The 16,701-nt window shown below is 35.5% G+C and carries 23 protein-coding genes; 14 read left to right on the top strand and 9 right to left on the bottom strand.

Annotated features, from left to right (window positions below):
* The first annotated feature begins 45 nt into the window (after positions 1-45).
* The 3 genes from KPF49_RS01665 to KPF49_RS01675 all read left to right on the top strand — a co-directional run bounded on the left by KPF49_RS01665 (position 46) and on the right by KPF49_RS01675 (position 2,951).
* Positions 46-1,617 (top strand): Na+/H+ antiporter NhaC family protein, encoded by a 1,572-nt coding sequence (locus KPF49_RS01665; RefSeq protein WP_183673414.1) that lies wholly within the window; start codon positions 46-48, stop codon positions 1,615-1,617.
* Positions 1,618-1,705: 88 nt separating this feature from the next.
* Positions 1,706-2,626, top strand: a complete 921-nt coding sequence (gene lipA / locus KPF49_RS01670) for a lipoyl synthase (RefSeq protein ID WP_183673416.1) — start codon at positions 1,706-1,708, stop codon at positions 2,624-2,626.
* Positions 2,627-2,645: 19 nt separating this feature from the next.
* Positions 2,646-2,951, top strand: coding sequence for a YutD family protein (locus KPF49_RS01675; RefSeq protein ID WP_183673600.1), 306 nt, complete (start codon positions 2,646-2,648; stop codon positions 2,949-2,951).
* Positions 2,952-2,967: 16 nt separating this feature from the next.
* Here KPF49_RS01675 and KPF49_RS01680 read toward each other — a convergent pair whose 3' ends face one another.
* Positions 2,968-3,255 carry a DUF3055 domain-containing protein gene (locus tag KPF49_RS01680; protein WP_183673418.1) on the bottom strand — a complete coding sequence of 96 codons (288 nt, stop codon included), beginning with the start codon at positions 3,253-3,255 and terminating at the stop codon, positions 2,968-2,970.
* Positions 3,256-3,329: 74 nt separating this feature from the next.
* Between KPF49_RS01680 and hepT the strand changes: the two genes are divergently transcribed.
* The 3 genes from hepT to KPF49_RS01695 are packed head-to-tail and all read left to right on the top strand — an operon-like array spanning position 3,330 to position 5,074.
* Positions 3,330-3,758 (top strand): type VII toxin-antitoxin system HepT family RNase toxin, encoded by a 429-nt coding sequence (gene hepT, locus KPF49_RS01685; protein WP_183673420.1) that lies wholly within the window; start codon positions 3,330-3,332, stop codon positions 3,756-3,758.
* Positions 3,751-4,506: a TIGR01457 family HAD-type hydrolase gene (locus KPF49_RS01690; RefSeq protein ID WP_183673422.1), complete on the top strand. Its 756-nt coding sequence runs from the start codon at positions 3,751-3,753 to the stop codon at positions 4,504-4,506. The genes hepT and KPF49_RS01690 overlap by 8 nt, the downstream gene beginning before the upstream one ends.
* A gap of 25 nt (positions 4,507-4,531) precedes the next feature.
* The gene (locus KPF49_RS01695) at positions 4,532-5,074 is read left to right on the top strand and encodes a biotin transporter BioY (protein WP_183673424.1); all 543 of its coding nucleotides are present in this window, start codon (positions 4,532-4,534) and stop codon (positions 5,072-5,074) included.
* A gap of 44 nt (positions 5,075-5,118) precedes the next feature.
* Here KPF49_RS01695 and KPF49_RS01700 read toward each other — a convergent pair whose 3' ends face one another.
* On the bottom strand, positions 5,119-5,433 hold the full coding sequence (locus tag KPF49_RS01700; protein WP_183673426.1) for a DUF1462 family protein: 315 nt from the start codon (positions 5,431-5,433) through the stop codon (positions 5,119-5,121).
* A 96-nt stretch (positions 5,434-5,529) separates the two neighbouring features.
* Here KPF49_RS01700 and KPF49_RS01705 point away from each other — a divergent pair, with 96 nt between their 5' ends.
* From KPF49_RS01705 to KPF49_RS01735, 7 genes are all read left to right on the top strand, one after another.
* Entirely contained in the window at positions 5,530-5,772 is a 243-nt protein-coding gene (locus KPF49_RS01705; RefSeq protein WP_183673428.1) for a NifU family protein, read from the top strand.
* Positions 5,773-5,817: 45 nt separating this feature from the next.
* Positions 5,818-6,081: a DUF1450 domain-containing protein gene (locus tag KPF49_RS01710; protein WP_183673430.1), complete on the top strand. Its 264-nt coding sequence runs from the start codon at positions 5,818-5,820 to the stop codon at positions 6,079-6,081.
* A 33-nt stretch (positions 6,082-6,114) separates the two neighbouring features.
* Complete coding sequence (locus KPF49_RS01715; protein ID WP_183673431.1) at positions 6,115-6,474, top strand: HesB/IscA family protein; 360 nt, start codon at positions 6,115-6,117, stop codon at positions 6,472-6,474.
* A gap of 95 nt (positions 6,475-6,569) precedes the next feature.
* Positions 6,570-7,781, top strand: a complete 1,212-nt coding sequence (locus KPF49_RS01720) for an NAD(P)/FAD-dependent oxidoreductase (protein WP_183673433.1) — start codon at positions 6,570-6,572, stop codon at positions 7,779-7,781.
* A 59-nt stretch (positions 7,782-7,840) separates the two neighbouring features.
* Positions 7,841-8,158 (top strand): YuiB family protein, encoded by a 318-nt coding sequence (locus KPF49_RS01725; RefSeq protein WP_221265223.1) that lies wholly within the window; start codon positions 7,841-7,843, stop codon positions 8,156-8,158.
* Between the two features lie 11 nt (positions 8,159-8,169).
* Positions 8,170-9,636 (top strand): leucyl aminopeptidase family protein, encoded by a 1,467-nt coding sequence (locus KPF49_RS01730; RefSeq protein ID WP_183673436.1) that lies wholly within the window; start codon positions 8,170-8,172, stop codon positions 9,634-9,636.
* Entirely contained in the window at positions 9,629-9,994 is a 366-nt protein-coding gene (locus tag KPF49_RS01735; RefSeq protein ID WP_183673438.1) for a PaaI family thioesterase, read from the top strand. Before KPF49_RS01730 ends, KPF49_RS01735 begins: the two co-directional genes overlap by 8 nt.
* 45 nt (positions 9,995-10,039) lie before the next feature.
* Here KPF49_RS01735 and mnhG read toward each other — a convergent pair whose 3' ends face one another.
* Genes mnhG through KPF49_RS01770 form a run of 7 tightly spaced genes read right to left on the bottom strand, consistent with a single transcriptional unit; the run spans position 10,040 to position 15,878 of the window.
* Positions 10,040-10,441 carry a monovalent cation/H(+) antiporter subunit G gene (mnhG, locus tag KPF49_RS01740; protein ID WP_246562770.1) on the bottom strand — a complete coding sequence of 134 codons (402 nt, stop codon included), beginning with the start codon at positions 10,439-10,441 and terminating at the stop codon, positions 10,040-10,042.
* A complete protein-coding gene (locus KPF49_RS01745; RefSeq protein ID WP_183673442.1) occupies positions 10,434-10,733 on the bottom strand; it encodes a Na(+)/H(+) antiporter subunit F1 in 300 nt (99 codons plus the stop codon). The genes mnhG and KPF49_RS01745 overlap by 8 nt, the downstream gene beginning before the upstream one ends.
* Positions 10,730-11,209, bottom strand: a complete 480-nt coding sequence (locus KPF49_RS01750; protein ID WP_183673444.1) for a Na+/H+ antiporter subunit E — start codon at positions 11,207-11,209, stop codon at positions 10,730-10,732. The genes KPF49_RS01745 and KPF49_RS01750 overlap by 4 nt, the downstream gene beginning before the upstream one ends.
* Complete coding sequence (locus tag KPF49_RS01755; RefSeq protein WP_183673446.1) at positions 11,210-12,703, bottom strand: Na+/H+ antiporter subunit D; 1,494 nt, start codon at positions 12,701-12,703, stop codon at positions 11,210-11,212. It abuts the gene before it with no gap.
* On the bottom strand, positions 12,693-13,034 hold the full coding sequence (locus tag KPF49_RS01760) for a Na(+)/H(+) antiporter subunit C (protein ID WP_183673448.1): 342 nt from the start codon (positions 13,032-13,034) through the stop codon (positions 12,693-12,695). Before KPF49_RS01760 ends, KPF49_RS01755 begins: the two co-directional genes overlap by 11 nt.
* The gene (locus KPF49_RS01765; protein ID WP_183673450.1) at positions 13,034-13,501 is read right to left on the bottom strand and encodes a Na(+)/H(+) antiporter subunit B; all 468 of its coding nucleotides are present in this window, start codon (positions 13,499-13,501) and stop codon (positions 13,034-13,036) included. The genes KPF49_RS01760 and KPF49_RS01765 overlap by 1 nt, the downstream gene beginning before the upstream one ends.
* Positions 13,485-15,878 carry a Na+/H+ antiporter subunit A gene (locus KPF49_RS01770; protein ID WP_183673452.1) on the bottom strand — a complete coding sequence of 798 codons (2,394 nt, stop codon included), beginning with the start codon at positions 15,876-15,878 and terminating at the stop codon, positions 13,485-13,487. Before KPF49_RS01770 ends, KPF49_RS01765 begins: the two co-directional genes overlap by 17 nt.
* A 159-nt stretch (positions 15,879-16,037) precedes the next feature.
* Between KPF49_RS01770 and KPF49_RS01775 the strand changes: the two genes are divergently transcribed.
* Positions 16,038-16,625, top strand: a complete 588-nt coding sequence (locus KPF49_RS01775; protein WP_183673454.1) for a peptidylprolyl isomerase — start codon at positions 16,038-16,040, stop codon at positions 16,623-16,625.
* The last annotated feature ends 76 nt before the right edge of the window (positions 16,626-16,701 follow it).

A 16,701-nucleotide genomic window follows, 5' to 3' on the forward strand; every position in this document is an offset into this window, starting at 1 on the left:
GGTGCGCTTGTGTTTTTTTATTACAAATTTTTAGGAGAGATATTGATGGATGCAGTTTTAAATTGGACGTATATTTCGCTTATTCCACCACTAATCACACTTATTCTCGTCTTACTGACGAGACGTGTCGATCTCAGTTTAGGAATTGGAATTTTAACATCAGCAATTGTTATTACGAATGGAAATATAGGAGAAACGCTGAGTAAAATTTGGCACACGTTCATAGATTTGATTATCGAAGATGGATGGCTAAACACATGGAGTGCGTATATATTAATCTTTTTAGCACTTTTAGGAATTATGAGTGCATTTATGAGTATGTCAGGTGGGGCACGTGCATTTACGAGTTACGCGATGACAAAAGTTAAAACGCGAACAGGTGCATTATTATTAAGTGGTGTACTCGGTATTATTATTTTCATTGACGACTATTTTAGTGCGATTATTACACCACAAGTATCAAAACCATTAACAGATAAATATCGAGTATCTCGCGCGAAACTCGCATATTTAGTAGATACAACAGCGTCACCAATCGCAGTAATTATGCCAGTATCGAGCTGGGGTGCAACAATTATGGGGCTTACTGCACCACTTCTTGTTGCAGCAGGACTCACGCATATTACACCGTTTGAATCATTTTTATACATTATTCCGCTAAACTTCTATAGTTTAAGTGCATTATTACTTATGTTCGTCGTTATTTTTACGAACTTTGATATATTTGGTATGAAAAAAGAAGAAACACGCGCAATTAAAGATGGTATTTTATATGATAATGAATTAGAAGAAGATGAATTACCTGTTGCTTATCATTCATCTAAAAATGCCTTAATCGTTCCGCTTGTTGGACTCGTCGTTGGTGTATTAGCTGGAATGATATATACAGGTATTAAAGAAAGTGGATCACTTAATCCACTAATTATATTAGAAAACAACTCGATTACACATGCGTTAATCTTTGGTGGAATTATCGGTGTCGTGTTAGCAGTTATGTATTACTACAGATTTACAAAGCAAGACGACAATTTTTCAAGTCATGAAACGTGGTTAGGATTTAAAAATGGTATAGAAGCGATGATTGGTCCAATTATCGTACTAATTTTAGCTTGGATGACTGGAGAATTAATTGGGGAATTAGGTACGGGTGAATTACTCGGAGAAATGGTGAAAAATTCAAATATTGAAGCGGCATTTTTACCAGCGATTGTGTTCATTGTTGCGTGTATTATGGCGTTAACAACAGGAACTTCTTGGGGATCATTTGGTATTTTAGTACCGATTGCAGGAAATATAATTATTACGCTTGAAGCGCCTGAATTATTACTTGTGACAATTGCAGCAGTGCTTGCTGGAGGAGTATTTGGGGACCATTGTTCACCGATTTCAGACTCGACAATTCTTTCAAGTACAGGATCAGGATCAGATCATATCGTTCACGTTATTACACAAATTCCGTATGCAATGATTGCAGCAACAATTTCACTCGTTTCGTTTTTAGTCGTTGGTTTTACAACGTCAACAGCACTCGGATTACTCGTCATGGCAGGGTTATTTATCATCTTAATTCTTTTAATTAAAGTCTTATACAGACCGATTGAAACTACTGAAAAATAGTGAATATATTCACTTTCATGATAAGTATACGGTTTCGTAAAAGTTATGTTATTATGAAATTAATTACATAATAAAGGTAGGGGTTTTAGTGGCTAAAAAGAATGAAGAAATTCTTAGAAAACCAGAGTGGCTTAAAATTAAGCTAAACACTAACGAGAACTATATCGGGCTAAAAAAGATGATGCGTGCAGAGAATTTACATACTGTATGTGAAGAAGCGCGTTGTCCAAATATACATGAGTGCTGGGCAGATAGACGCACAGCAACATTTATGATTTTAGGGTCTGTATGTACGAGAGCATGTCGTTTCTGTGCAATTAAAACAGGTCTTCCAAGTGAAGTAGACTGGGACGAGCCAAGACGTGTTGCTGAATCTGTACAAAAAATGGACTTAAAACACGCAGTAATTACAACAGTTGCACGTGATGATTTACGCGATGGTGGCGCAGCTGTTTACGCTGAGACAATTCGTAAAATTCGTGAATTAAATCCATATACCACTGTAGAAGTGCTACCTTTTGATTTTAACGGAAACAAAGAAAATATAAAAACGCTTATGGATGCACGCCCAGACATTTTAAACCATAACATTGAAACAGTTGAACGTTTAACTAAACGTGTGCGTGCAAAAGCAAAATATAGAAGATCATTAGAAATGTTACGTTACTGTAAAGAACTTCAACCAGATATTCCAACAAAATCTTCAATTATGATTGGTCTTGGTGAAACACACGAGGAAATTTTACAAACGATGGATGACTTACTCGAGCACGGCGTTGATATTTTAACGATTGGTCAATACTTACAGCCAACGCGTAAACACTTAACTGTTAAAAAATATTACACACCATTAGAGTTTGGTAAATTACGTAAAATCGCTATGGAAAAAGGATTCAAACACTGTCAAGCAGGACCAATGGTTCGTTCAAGCTACCATGCAGACGAACAAGTCAACGCTGCAGCACGTCGCCGTCAAGAAGAAGGAGACAAAATTCGTCAAGGTGAATAATATTATTACAATCGGACATATGCATTTTGAACTCATTGAAGAGTACAGAAATGGATTTGACGAAGAACAATTTAAAGAGAAGTATAACGAAGTACTCAATAAATATGATTATATCGTCGGTGATATTGGTTACGAAAAATTAAGGCTTGCGGGCTTTTATCGAGATGATAAAAAGAAAAGTGAATTCGACAAACGATTCAGTACGATTCAAGATTATTTACTCGAGTACTGTAACTTTGGATGTGCATATTTTATCTTAAGAAAAATCTCTAAAGATGAGCAAAAAGCACTCGGTTTAAAACCAGAAGAAAAGCCTTCAGAATAATATCTGAAGGCTTTTTTTAGTAATCAGTAAACCAACCGGGTGAGATTACCTCTTCTAAAAATTCTTTCACTTCATCTGCTTGGTCATTAGAAAATCCAAGGGCACTTTCTATATAGTTTACTTCTTCTAAATCATCTGTTCCGACAATTGCGAAAGTATTATTTTGCATATTTAAAACTAAGCTTTTACCGAAAAATTTAGATGTTTGAATAATCGCAAGATCATATCGGCCGTAATCTCCAGCAAACCCGATGTATCTTGCATTTGGTGTTTCACTGTCATCGTATAAGTAATGTTTTATCATAATTTCCTCCATAAAAAGGTCTGTCTTTTTATGATATTATAGAAATGATATTAATTAAACTAAAGGAGTTTACTATGTTATTTGTAGACAAAAATTTAATATTAACAAGACTCGATTATATTAAAGATTTAACAAAAGAAATCGATACAGACAACACACTCGCCTTAGAACGTGTATGTGAAATGTTAATTGAAGCTTCTGTAGACGTTGGAAATATGATTATTGATGCATTCGTATTAAGAGATCCAGGGAATTATTTAGATGTCATGGATATTATGAAAACTGAAGGGGTCGTTTCTGAAGACGATTTTAAAAAGTTTGAAGAGACATTTAAATTTAGAAATAATCTCGTACGTGAATACGAAGATATCGATCACGAAAAAATGCGTAAAGTGTTCAAAGAGAATTTATCTGCATATCAAGATTTTAAAGAGAGTGTTTTACACTTCTTTGAAACAGATCCTCAAGCAGTGACTGCATTTATAGGTGATCAACATGTATAAAGGATATTTAATCGATTTAGACGGTACGATGTTTAACGGTGATGAACGTATTGATGGGGCTGCGGATTTTATTCATCGTTTAAATAAGTCAAATACACCGTATATGTTTGTAACGAATAGTGGTGCGAGAACACCAGAAGAAACGTTAGAAAAATTTAATTCGCACGGTATTAAAACGTATGTTGAAAATATATATACTGCAGCACTTGCAGCGGTAGATTATGTAAAAGAAAATACAAATGGTAAAGTGTTCGCGATTGGTTCGGAGTCATTTATCGAAACGTTAAAAGAAAATGATATTCTTGTACAAGAAGACGATGTCGATGCTGTACTATTTTCTTACGACACAAATATTAACTACGATAAATACGTGACAGCAGTGCGCAACGTGAATAATGGAGCTGAACTTATTTTAACCAACCCGGATAAAGTCATACGTCATAAAAATGATTTCATTCCAGGAAACGGATCACTTGCAGCAGTCATTGTGAATGCGACAGATGTGACACCAAAAGTTGTTGGGAAACCGAATAGTTATATTTTACAAAAAGCATTAGAGAAAATGGGTGTCAGTAAAGAAAATGTTGCAATGGTTGGAGATAATTATGACACAGATATTATGACGGGTATTCAAGGTGGTATCGATACGATTCACGTGAATACAGGTGTGCATCGTACAGAAGATGTAAAAGAAAAAGAGATACCACCGACACATACAGTTGAAAATTTATCGGAGTGGGAAATTTAAACTTAATGAGGGGAAAGAGAAATTAATGAAAACAAAAGAACTTGTATTTTGTGCGGTATTTGTCGCACTCGTTGCGATTAGTTCAATGATTACAATACCGATTGGACCTGTGCCAATCACACTTCAAACACCGATGGTCATTTTAACAGGCGCACTTTTAGGACGTCGACTTGGCGTTATTACGATGGTCGTTTATTTAGTCGCTGGACTCATCGGTGCACCAGTATTTGCAGGTGGTAGTGGCGGTATAGGATCACTGACGTCACCAAGTTTTGGATTTATATTAGGTTTTATACCACTTGCATATTTCTCAGGGCTTGGTAATAGTGGAGGAAAAAATACATTTACTGCGATACTAATAACGTTATTTGGAATGGTGGTTCTATTTACAATTGGATTCTTATACTTCTATTTCATTATGAATGTTGTATTAGAGTCACCAACAGGACTTGCTGAATCGATTATGGTTACAGTCGCGCCATTCATTATAAAAGATTTAATTGTGACAGTCGTTGTAGTGCTTTTTTCACATACACTCGTTAGACGCGGCATCACACCACAAACTTAAAAGTAAAACACTTCCTCACTTGAGTGAGGAAGTGTTTTTTAGTATTATTGAACACCGTTTTTCTCAAACCATTTTGTAAGTGGCTTAAGTTGAACATATCCGTCTTGAATGACTTCGTCATTTATTGTGACGAGTGGGTAGAATAACTCGTTGTTGTTAATTTGTTCGATGAGTTCTTCGTCATAGTCTGAGAAGTTTTCATCGTGATCGATGTCTATATAGTTTACGGAAATATCCGCTTCTGGATATTTTTTCTTAAACAATACTTTTAGCCAATCGTAAGTTTCTTCAGAACTTGGTGCGTTTACACAACTTGCACAGATTACTTCACGGCCGTAGACATTTACAGTGTAACTCATTTATATATCCTCCTATGTACCGATAGATTTCTATTCTGTTTTCTATTATAATATATTTACAGGGTTATTTCTCTATAAATGTTTGGAGTGATATATATGACAACAACAAAAGATACAATGTACGAACAAGTCGATGCAGTTTTAGATAAATTACGTCCTTTCCTATTAAGAGACGGAGGAGACGTGGAGTTAGTAGACGTTGAAGATGGTGTAGTTATGCTACGTTTACTTGGTGCATGCGGTAGTTGCCCAAGTTCAACGATTACACTTAAAGCAGGTATCGAACGTGCATTACTTGAAGAAGTACCAGGATTTGTTGAAATCGAACAAGTATTCTAAAACTAGGGATTAAATTCTCTAGTTTTTATTTTTATGGTGATGATTATGAAGCTAGTAGAATTTTGTCAATCAAATATAGAAAAAACGTCTAAAGGTACGTTTAATCATTTAATGGATAATTCTGACGTTGATGTTATGGATTATGAGTGTACAAATGATTGCGGTGTATGCAGTCGTACGGCGTTTTGTATTGTAGAAGGAAAACGTATTGCTGCAAAAACGGACGAACAATTACTCGCTCGGGTCTTAGAAGAACTACAAAAAGATGATGAACCAGATATTTTCGATTATATTAAAGATTCGTTATAATATAGATATTAGAATTAAATGAGGTGACATTTTATGAGTCAAGTGGTGTTAACAAAAGCTGCAGCTGATCAAGTCGCAACAATGCTAGAAGAAAACGACATGGCTGACGGATATTTACGTTTTAAAGTAGAAGGTGGCGGTTGTACTGGTTTAACGTACGGTATGGCTGCTGAAGAAGAGAAACAAGAAAATGATCTCGTCTTTACGCATCACGGTGTCAATGTACTAGTCGATAAATACGACATCGGTGTGATAGACGGTACAACGATTGACTTTAAGGAGTCATTACTCGGTGGAGGATTTACAATTGATAACCCACTCGCAAGTGTTGCATGTGGATGTGGTGCATCGTTTAGAACAAAAACAAATAAAGGCACACCAGAACAATGTTAAATTAACTGTAAACGCTTGAAATATATGTCTGAAAACGCTAATATTATGTTATATATATTAGCGTTTTTTACTATTAAATTTTAGGAGTTGTAGTAATGAGTTTCGAAAGAAAGAAAATCGTTATCCTCGGTGGAGGATATGCTGGACTTAGCACATTAGTAGGTCTTCAAAAAGAGTTAGGTTTATCAGAAGCAGATATTACATTAATCAACAAGAATGAGTATCACTATGAGTCAACGTGGTTACATGAAACTGCAGCAGGTACAATTAACTGGGAAGACGGTGTATACCCAATTCAAAAAGTTGTTGACAACATGAAAACAAATTTTGTCGTTGCTGAAGTTACAAACGTCGATAAAGACAAACAAGTTGTAGAAACGACAAAAGGTAATGTGGAATACGATATTTTAGTAGTAGCATTAGGATTTGAATCAGAAACATTTGGTATTGACGGAATGGCTGATTATGCTGAATCTATTACTAACCCACAAACAGCACTTAAAGCACGTGCACTTGTTGAAAAGAACTTTAACAACTACTTAGAATCTGGAGACAAAAATGACCTTGCAATCGTTGTTGGGGGTGCAGGTTTCACAGGTATCGAGTACCTTGGTGAGCTTGTAGAATCAGTTCCAGTTCTATGTGAAAACTTAGGAATTGACTATAACGATGTAAGTATTACATGTGTTGAAGCAATGCCTTCTATGTTACCAATGTTCAGTGAAGAACTTAGTGGATATGCTAAAAAGTTCTTAGAAGATCGTGGCGTTAAATTCTTACTCGGCACACCAATCATTGCTGCAAACGAGGAAGGATTCGTTGTTAAAGTAGACGATAAAGAAGAAACAATTAAAGCAAACAATAGAATTTGGACAGCTGGTGTACGTGGAAGCAGCTTAATGGAAGAAAACTTTGATGGTGTTAAACGTGGTAGAATTATTGTAAACGACGACTTAACAATTGAAGGTTATGACAACATCTACGCAATTGGTGACGTTTCAGCTGTAATGAACGGTACAGGTTCAGATGCGCGTCCTTACCCAACTACAGCTCAAATTGCAATGCAACTTGGTGAACATACAGCAGACACTATCGCTTCAAAATTACGTGGTAATAAAGTTGAACCATTCGTATATGACGACAAAGGAACTGTTTGTTCATTAGGTTCTAACGATGGTATTGGTGTTGTATATGGCAAAGAAATCAAAGGTAAATCAGCTGCATTTATGAAGAAAGTTATTGATACACGTGCAGTAGCTAAAATTGGTGGACCAGTTCTTGGATTCACTAAAGGTAAATTCCTGTAAGAAAATTTTACGCATGAGTATAGATACTATACTCATGCTTTTTTAATAGAGGTGTCACTTTGAATATTATTCAAGTATTTATATCTATCATTTTATACTTCGTATTATTCTTTGGAATTAGTTTTATTTTAAATATGATTTTAAAAATGACATGGATTATGGCATTTGTTTATCCAGTCATTGTCATTTTAATTATCGATAGAATTGATACGATTGATTACATAAGATCACCAGGTACAGCGTTTAGTGAAGCGATAGACAATATAGTTCATGTTCAATTTTTTGACGTCGTTATATTAGCGAGTGGTTTTATCGGTATTATTTTAGCAGGTCTAACGATACGTTATTTACGTAAATTAGGTTATCAAATGTTTTAGGAGTGGATTGTGTGATTTTTGATTTCAAAAGTAATTTAAATGACAGCAACAGTGCAATTGTTATAGGCGTTACTGAAGACTTTAAAGAAAATAAAAACTTTGAAGAACTTGATGCATTATTTAACGGTAAACTTGAAGCGGCAGTAGAAGCTGGTATTATTCAAACAAAATTAAATAAAGTCGAATCTTCAAGTGCAGTACTTCAAACGAGTTTAAGAAAAGTGTATGCTGTTGGACTTGGAAACTCTAAAGATTTAACAGAACTAAAACTTCAAGAAGCACTCGGTACAGTATTTCAAACACTTAAAAAAGATAAAGTTGAAGATGCATGCATTCATATTGATTCTTTTAGTACAGAAGAGTCATTTTTAAAAGCCATTGGTTTAATGGGAGAAATTAGTTTATATAATCAAGTGAACTATAAAAAAGACGTCGAGCCATATGAACTCACAATTCTTTTCAATAAAGAAGTAGATGAATCCAAAGTATTAGAAGGTAAACTTGCGGGTGAAGCAATTAACTTTAGTCGTGATTTAAGCGAAACACCACCAAACTTACTTTATCCTGAAACGTTTGTTGAGTTAATTGAAAAAGAATTTTCTAATAAAGAAAATGTTAAGATTTCAGTAAAAGATGATAAAACACTAAAAGAAGAAGGGTATGGACTCATTCATTCAGTCGGTGACGGTTCAGAAAGAAAACCAAGACTTGTTACGATTGAATATAAAAATAGTAACAAAGCACCAGTAGCTTTAGTCGGTAAAGGTATAACGTATGACTCAGGTGGATATTCATTAAAACCACGTACGGGTATGGTATCTATGAAGTACGACATGAGTGGTGCAGCAAATGTACTCGGTATGCTAAAGACGCTTGTTGATCAAAAGAAAGAAGTCAACGTTGTCGCAGTATTAGCGCTTGCTGAAAATATGGTGAAAGGTAATGCCAACCGACCAGATGACGTTGTCATTGCGAAAAATGGACTCAGTGTGGAAATCTCTAACACAGATGCTGAAGGACGCCTCGTATTAGGTGATGCAGTTACTGAAGCAGTGACGCACGAACCAGCAATTATTATGGATTTTGCAACATTAACAGGTGCAGTAATTGGTGCTTTAGGTGAATCACGTACAGGTATATTTACAAACCAAAGCGAAGAGTATTTAAAAGATGTTTTAAAATCATCAAAAAAAGTTGGAGAAAAGCTATGGCACTTACCAATGGATGAGTCAGATGAAGCAGCAGTAAAAGATACACCAATTGCTGATATTTTAAATAGTAACTTACGTCCATTTGGTGGTGCATCGTTTGCGGCAGCATTCATCAACCAGTTTACAGAAGGATATCCTTGGTTACACTTTGACATTGCTGGAACGTCACAATTTACAAAAAATAATCCATACGGTCCAAAGGCAGCAAGTGGTGTTATGATTCGCACAGTCGTCGATTATATTTTAGAAGGTTCAATGTATGACTAATTTACTCGAAACTTTTAATATCGAGATTGTACAATTAAATAAAGAACAAGTAGTCATAGCAGTTGATGTCACAGAAGATATGAAGCAACCATTTGGTGTGATACATGGTGGGATGAACGCGGTACTCATTGAGACAGCGATATCACTTGGCGGTATTGAAAATATTGAAGACGGTCACGCAACAGGCGTTGAAATCAACGTCAATCACATTCGTCCAGTATCAACAGGTCGACTTATAACAACTGCGACACCTGTTCATATTGGGATGAACACACAAATATGGACCGCAGAGATAGAAAATAATGATGGCAAAACAACTGCAGTCGGTAGAATGACGTTAATGAACGTTAAAAATTAAAGATACGAAAAAACCTGCTTTAGAATTTTCTAAAGCAGGTCTTTTTTACTCATCGAGCTCTTGTTCTTTTTTACGTGCTTCGATTTTACGTTTGTCTTCTTCTGTAAGTTCTTCATATCCAAGCTCATCTCGTCGTAATTCGTTCAATATCGTTAATCGATACGGTTCAACGTCTGAGTGGAATGCACTTCTAGCAAGCATATGCGCGCCTGTTGGTGCAATGATATAAATAAAGACAAGTGCAAGTATTAATGTAATTTCAAATTGGTTTTCAAAGTACCAAAAGTAAATGAAAACTGCGAGTAAGACAAGTGATACCCCAAGAGTTGAACTTTTACTCGCTGCATGTAGACGTGAGTACATGTCTGGAAGTCTTAATATACCGATACCTGCAACGATAGAAAAGAACACTCCAAATAGTACGAGTATAGTTACAATACTAGTCATCAGGATCGCGATCATGATCTATCACCCATCCTTTTTCTAAGAACTTCGCCATAGCGACAGTACCGACAGCACCAAGCATACCGATAATCATAATCACTACAATTAAGTATGGTGTGTCGAGTAATACTGAGAAAATACCAATCGTTCCCATTAACATTACACCAAACGCGTCTAATGCGACGATTTTATCGTGTAACGTTGGACCTTTAATAATTCGGTACGAAGCGATACCAAGCGCGACTGCCATTCCGATAATTGCGATTATAAATATGATTTGTAAAAATGATGTCATGGTCTACCAACCTCTTTTATGAGACGTTCAAAAGAGTTTTTAATCGATGCAATTTCATCATCAGCATCGACTAAGTTTACTCCGTGAATGTATAACGTTCTAAAGTCATCACTAATCGCAACTACAACTGTTCCAGGTGTTAACGTAATTAAAGATGAAAGCAATACGACTTCCCATTCTTTTTGTAAATCACAAGGATACGCATAGAACCCTGGGTGAACATCAATTTTAGGTTGTAAAACAATTTTTACAACTTCGATGTTCGCGACGAGTAATTCATAAATAAATACGAAGAATAATTTAATAACTCTCCATACACGAATGAGGTAAAAAGTACCAGGTAAGAAGTTTCTTAATATCGAAATAGCAATTAGCCCCATTAAATATCCCATGATGAGAGTACTTAATGTAAAGCTATTGTTCATAAATGCCCATAGGAATGCGAGTAAAAAATTCAATAAGACTTGTACTGCCAATTACTCCACCCCCATAATATATTCTGAATAAATTGACGGATCAGTTAATGTCTGTGCTGCGAACTCAAAGTATGGATATAATAAGTCTGCACCGAGACCAAATATTATCGATACTACAACAAGTCCAATTGCGCTAAATAGTAATTTATCATATTTAATTGGTTTTAAATCCTCAAGGTCTGCAGGTGCTCCGAAGAACACTTGTATAAATAATCTCATAATACTATATAGAATAACTAAACTTGAGAATAGAATAACAATACCTGAAATGTAATATTCATTTAAAAATAATGATTTAACTATATACACTTTCCCGAAAAACCCAGGGAAAGGTGGTACACCAGCGAGTGATAGTCCTGCTAAGAAGAAGAACCATCCAGCTACTGGGTGTACGGACATGAGTCCGTGTATTTCTTTTGCGTTTACTTTACCAGTTCTATAAATAATAAATCCAACAAGCAAGAATAGCGCTGTTTTAATGATCATATCGTGGATGAGGTAGTAAATACTACCGAGCATTCCGTCTAAATCTAACATCGCTACTGCGATTACAATGAAACCAATCGCGATAATGATGTTGTAGATGACGACCATTTTTAAATCATATGATGCAAGTGCACCAATTGAACCAATTATAATAGTTAAAATAGATAATACGACTAAGAACGTACTAATATAGTTAAAGTCTAAGCTAAAGAATAAGCTATATGTGCGCATTAAAGCGTAAACTCCAACTTTTGTAAGTAACGCACCAAAAGCGGCAAGTATTGGAATCGGTGGAGCATTATATGAATCTGGTAACCAGAAGTATAACGGGAATATTGCTGCCTTCGTTAAGAAGACGAACATTATAACTGCTCCGATTAATGTAATGACTGATAAGTTACCATCGTAATTTGCTAGTTTAACTTGAATGTCAGCCATATTTACACTACCTACAACAGAGTATAAGTAACCAATACCAAGCACTAAAATGTTTGATGAAATAACGTTAACAATTAAGTATTTAAAACCTTCTCTAAGTTGTATACGACTACTTCCAATCGTGAGTAACACATATGATGCAATTAGGAACACTTCGAAGAATACGAACATGTTAAAGATATCTCCAGTCGTAAATGCACCATTAATTCCCATAATCATAAATAACATCATTGGGTGATAAAAGTAGCGTTCACGTTCTAAACCAATCGATTGAAATGAGTAAATCGTTACGAAAAAGAGAATGATTGAAGTCGTTAAGACAAGCATTGCACTCAGCATGTCATAAACAACTGAAATTCCAAACGGCGCAGGCCAGTCACCAATGTTAGTCACAAGGACGCCGTTATTGTAGACACGTCTGACAATAATTATTGAAACGATTACCATCATTAAACTCGCGATAGTTGTTGTTACTCTATGAAAAACCGGTCGTTTATTCGCAAATAGCATAATAACTGCTGCGAGACCTGGAATAATGAGTGGTAATATAAGCAACACATTAGTGACCATTTTCTCTTCCTTTCATATCTTCAGTATCATCAGTTCCAAGCACTTTATAGTTATTCAGTGCAAGAACTAAACTATAAGCAGTAAGAGCAAACGAGATAACGATTGCTGTTAAAATCATCGCTTGCGGTAACGGATCGGTATACACTTCAACACGCTCATCTAAAATTGGAACGTTACCTCTTTTTAATTGTCCCATCGTAAGGAGCATTAAGTGAATACCGTGTGATAACACGGATGTACCAATAATAATTCTTAAAACACTTTTAGATAAAATTAAATATGTCGCACATCCGATTAAAACACCTGAAAGAATAATCATTATAAATTCCATTAATCTTTCACCCCACCAACAGACACTAAAATAAGTATTGTTGCTCCGAATACGACTAAAAATACGCCGAGGTCAAAAAACACTGCAGAGTGAATGTGGATATCACCTAAAATCGGAACAGCAATATCTGTAAATGCGTGAGTGAATAATGGCTTACCAAATATCATTAAAAATAGCGGTACACCAAGTGCAAATAACAATCCGAGTGAAATAAGAAATTTTAACGGAATAGGTAACATCTTTCTTAAAGTTTTAATGTCGTAAGCGATAAGCAGTAGTAGTACTGCAGAACTCATCAGTAAACCACCAACGAATCCTCCACCAGGCGTATAGTGCCCAGCGAAAAATAAGTTGAAACTAAACATCGTGATGATGAAAAATGCGACTTTAGCAATGAATTGTAAATGCACATCATTCATCTGTCTTTGGAGTGCTTTATAGCCCGCTCTTTTAAGAGTGCTCTTCATTTCCATCATCCTTTCTGCGGTTCGTCATTCTCATTAAAATGTAAATTCCAATACCCGCAATTGCGAATACGACAGTTTCGAATACTGTATCGTAACCACGGAAGTCAACGAGAATTACGTTTACCATGTTTTTACCAGCTGCAAGATCATAAACATGCTCGATATGATACTCAGAAATCGAATCAAAAATTCTATGACTATATGCAGATAAACCAATTAAGATTGATACTAATCCAACCAATACAGCAACAACAAAGTTTGTTAACTTAAATTGACACGTTTCAGGTAACTTACTTACTTTTGGTAAGTGATAGAAACAAACTAAGAATAGTGTCGTCGTCACTGTTTCAATCGCTAGTTGAGTAAGTGCTAAGTCTGGTGCTCTAAAGAACACGAAGAATAATGCCATACTAAATCCAACGGCACCGAGCATGATAATACTTACCATACGTGATTTTGTCATCATAATAATTCCAAGAGAGATTAAAATAACGAACACTAAAATCACTTCTTGAATTCCAATCGGTGCAAGGTCACTTAAATCTAAATTTAAACCTGTTCTAAACATCGTCATAAAGTTAAATAAGACGAAGAATCCAAATATATATAATAGGTAAGTTCTTAAGAAACCTGTCGATAACGATTGTGTTGCTTTATTTGAATAATACGTACTTTGTTTAAGTAATTGGTCATATAAATTGTTAAGTGTATATGCTTCTTTAATGTAGTTGTAAACAAATGACCAACTATCTCTAAAGTAATATAGCACTGTTCCGACTAATACGATTAATATAGTAGAAAGTAGTGCAGGTGTTACACCGTGCCAAAAACTAATTGAAACGTCGACAAAGTTTTGACGATCTAAAATCGCACTCGCAGCTGGACTAATAATCGTATTTGATAAGATATTTGGGAATAGACCAAATATCACGACGAGTGACGCTAAAATTGCTGGCGAAATTAACATAAGTACAGGTGCTTCACTTGGCTCTTTTGGCGTATCAAAGCTTTCACCTGTAAATACACCGAATATTAATTTCATTGAGTAAACAAATGTAAATATACTACCAACAATCGCAAGCAGCGGGAATAACACACTAATTGCACTTAAGAAACTCACGTTTGACTGCGAGATTTCAAACATCGCTTCTAAAAATAGCTCTTTTGATAAAAATCCGTTAAACGGCGGCAAACCTGCCATTGAGAACGCGGTAATTAACGTAATCGTAAAGCTAATCGGCATAATCGTTAGTAACGCACCGAGACGTTTAATGCTTCTCGTACCTGTTTGGTGATCGATAATTCCAGTCACCATGAATAACGAACCTTTAAATGTTGCGTGGTTAATAATATGAAACACCGCAGCAATTACAGCAACTGTAAAGATTTCTTCATTAAAACCTGCAGTGACTGCAAGAGCTCCGACTCCAAGTAATGACATTATTAAACCAAGTTGAGACACTGTTGAGAATGCGAGTACTGCTTTCATATCGTCTTTTATTACAGCGTTAAATGATGCCCACGTAAGTGTAATTAAACCGACGATAAGAATTGTGTTCACCCATGTTGTACTCCACATAAATACAGGTGTAAAGCGAGCAACTAAATATAGACCTGCTTTAACCATCGTTGCAGAGTGTAAGTACGCACTTACTGGTGTTGGTGCTTCCATCGCATCTGGTAGCCAGATGTAAAAAGGAAACTGTGCAGATTTAGTAAATGCACCGAATAAAACAAGAATTACTGCAAGTGTACCGACACCACTTGATGCAATTAAGTCTGAGGATTGAATCATTTCTCTAATACTATAAGACTCTGTAATCGAGCCGAGTAAGATGAACCCACCGAGCATCATAAATCCACCAAACATTGTAATTAACATCGATTTTTGTGCACCGTATGTGGACTTTTCTTTTGTTGTCCAAAACGCAATTAATAAGAAACTTGATATAGATGTCAGTTCCCAGAACATATACATCATTAAAACGTTATCAATCATTACGACACCAAGCATCGCTGCCATGAACATTAATAAGTAGATGTAAAAGTTTCCAAGTTTTTCATCTTGTGAGAGATATCCAATTGAATAGAGTACGACTAGTGTACCGATTCCAGATATCAAAATTGCAAAAAGTAAACCAAGACCATCTATGTATACATCAAAGTTCATACCAATTCTAGGCATAAAATTTAATGGTTTGTAAATGTTTGATCCACTCTGTATGTTAGGTATTAACGTAAATAAATAAGACACAATAACGAATGGCACTGGTAATACAAACCATCCGAGGTGAATATTTTTTTGAAATTTATATATTATTCCAATAGCTACTGCAGCTAATAATGGTAATAATATGAAAAAATGTAATAACGTCACACCTTAACCTCCTTCGCACAATTATATGACTTTATTATACATGAATTAATATGTGTTTTAAATGTAGACAATATGTTCTATAATTACTGTTGAAACAAAGTAGTTTTCTACCATACACTATTATGATTGAAATTAGAAATAATATTGGAGGAACAATAAATGACTTTTTCACAAGTTGATACAAATGTATTAGATGCTGAAAATAGTGTCTTAATTAAAACAAATCATGGAGATATTAAAGTACGTCTGTTTACAGATAAAGCACCTAAAACTGTAGAGAACTTTGTCACACACGCTAAGAATGGTTACTATGACGGACAAATTTTCCACAGAATTATTAAAGACTTTATGATTCAAGGTGGAGATCCAACTGGTACTGGTATGGGTGGAGAAAGTATTTGGGACAAAGACTTTGAAGATGAGTTCCACGAAGAGTTATTTAACTTCCGCGGAGCACTATCAATGGCAAATCGTGGCCCGAATACGAATGGTTCACAGTTTTTCATCGTTGAAGCGAGCCGTGTACCAAGTACAATGCTCGGTCAATTAGAAGGAGCGGGTTATCCTGAGGAAATTATTGAAAAGTATGCAGAACTCGGGGGTACACCTTGGCTAGATAATCGTCACACAGTGTTTGGTCAAGTAATTGAAGGAATGGACGTTGTAGATAAAATTGCAAGCGTTGAGACTGGTGCAATGGATAAGCCAGTTGAAGACGTAACAATCGAAACAATTGAAGTTCAATAATTAAAAGAGGCATATGCCTCTTTTTTTGACATAAATTCGTCAGATTTTCTTACATTAAATAGACGCACGATTTGTT

The sequence above is a fragment of the Nosocomiicoccus ampullae genome (assembly GCF_019357495.1).
GTDB classification, from domain to species: Bacteria; Bacillota; Bacilli; order Staphylococcales; family Salinicoccaceae; genus Nosocomiicoccus; species Nosocomiicoccus ampullae.

What these genes read in the sequence shown, in the direction of transcription:
- KPF49_RS01665 (WP_183673414.1), top strand. Translation starts at nt 46, where the DNA reads ATGGATGCAGTTTTAAATTGGACGTATATTTCGCTTATTCCACCACTA.
- KPF49_RS01675 (WP_183673600.1), top strand. Translation starts at nt 2,646, where the DNA reads ATGCATTTTGAACTCATTGAAGAGTACAGAAATGGATTTGACGAAGAA.
- KPF49_RS01680 (WP_183673418.1), bottom strand. Translation starts at nt 3,255, where the DNA reads ATGATAAAACATTACTTATACGATGACAGTGAAACACCAAATGCAAGA.
- hepT (WP_183673420.1), top strand. Translation starts at nt 3,330, where the DNA reads ATGTTATTTGTAGACAAAAATTTAATATTAACAAGACTCGATTATATT.
- KPF49_RS01690 (WP_183673422.1), top strand. Translation starts at nt 3,751, where the DNA reads ATGTATAAAGGATATTTAATCGATTTAGACGGTACGATGTTTAACGGT.
- KPF49_RS01695 (WP_183673424.1), top strand. Translation starts at nt 4,532, where the DNA reads ATGAAAACAAAAGAACTTGTATTTTGTGCGGTATTTGTCGCACTCGTT.
- KPF49_RS01700 (WP_183673426.1), bottom strand. Translation starts at nt 5,433, where the DNA reads ATGAGTTACACTGTAAATGTCTACGGCCGTGAAGTAATCTGTGCAAGT.
- KPF49_RS01705 (WP_183673428.1), top strand. Translation starts at nt 5,530, where the DNA reads ATGACAACAACAAAAGATACAATGTACGAACAAGTCGATGCAGTTTTA.
- KPF49_RS01710 (WP_183673430.1), top strand. Translation starts at nt 5,818, where the DNA reads ATGAAGCTAGTAGAATTTTGTCAATCAAATATAGAAAAAACGTCTAAA.
- KPF49_RS01715 (WP_183673431.1), top strand. Translation starts at nt 6,115, where the DNA reads ATGAGTCAAGTGGTGTTAACAAAAGCTGCAGCTGATCAAGTCGCAACA.
- KPF49_RS01720 (WP_183673433.1), top strand. Translation starts at nt 6,570, where the DNA reads ATGAGTTTCGAAAGAAAGAAAATCGTTATCCTCGGTGGAGGATATGCT.
- KPF49_RS01735 (WP_183673438.1), top strand. Translation starts at nt 9,629, where the DNA reads ATGACTAATTTACTCGAAACTTTTAATATCGAGATTGTACAATTAAAT.
- mnhG (WP_246562770.1), bottom strand. Translation starts at nt 10,441, where the DNA reads ATGACTAGTATTGTAACTATACTCGTACTATTTGGAGTGTTCTTTTCT.
- KPF49_RS01745 (WP_183673442.1), bottom strand. Translation starts at nt 10,733, where the DNA reads ATGACATCATTTTTACAAATCATATTTATAATCGCAATTATCGGAATG.
- KPF49_RS01755 (WP_183673446.1), bottom strand. Translation starts at nt 12,703, where the DNA reads ATGGTCACTAATGTGTTGCTTATATTACCACTCATTATTCCAGGTCTC.
- KPF49_RS01760 (WP_183673448.1), bottom strand. Translation starts at nt 13,034, where the DNA reads ATGGAATTTATAATGATTATTCTTTCAGGTGTTTTAATCGGATGTGCG.
- KPF49_RS01765 (WP_183673450.1), bottom strand. Translation starts at nt 13,501, where the DNA reads ATGAAGAGCACTCTTAAAAGAGCGGGCTATAAAGCACTCCAAAGACAG.
- KPF49_RS01775 (WP_183673454.1), top strand. Translation starts at nt 16,038, where the DNA reads ATGACTTTTTCACAAGTTGATACAAATGTATTAGATGCTGAAAATAGT.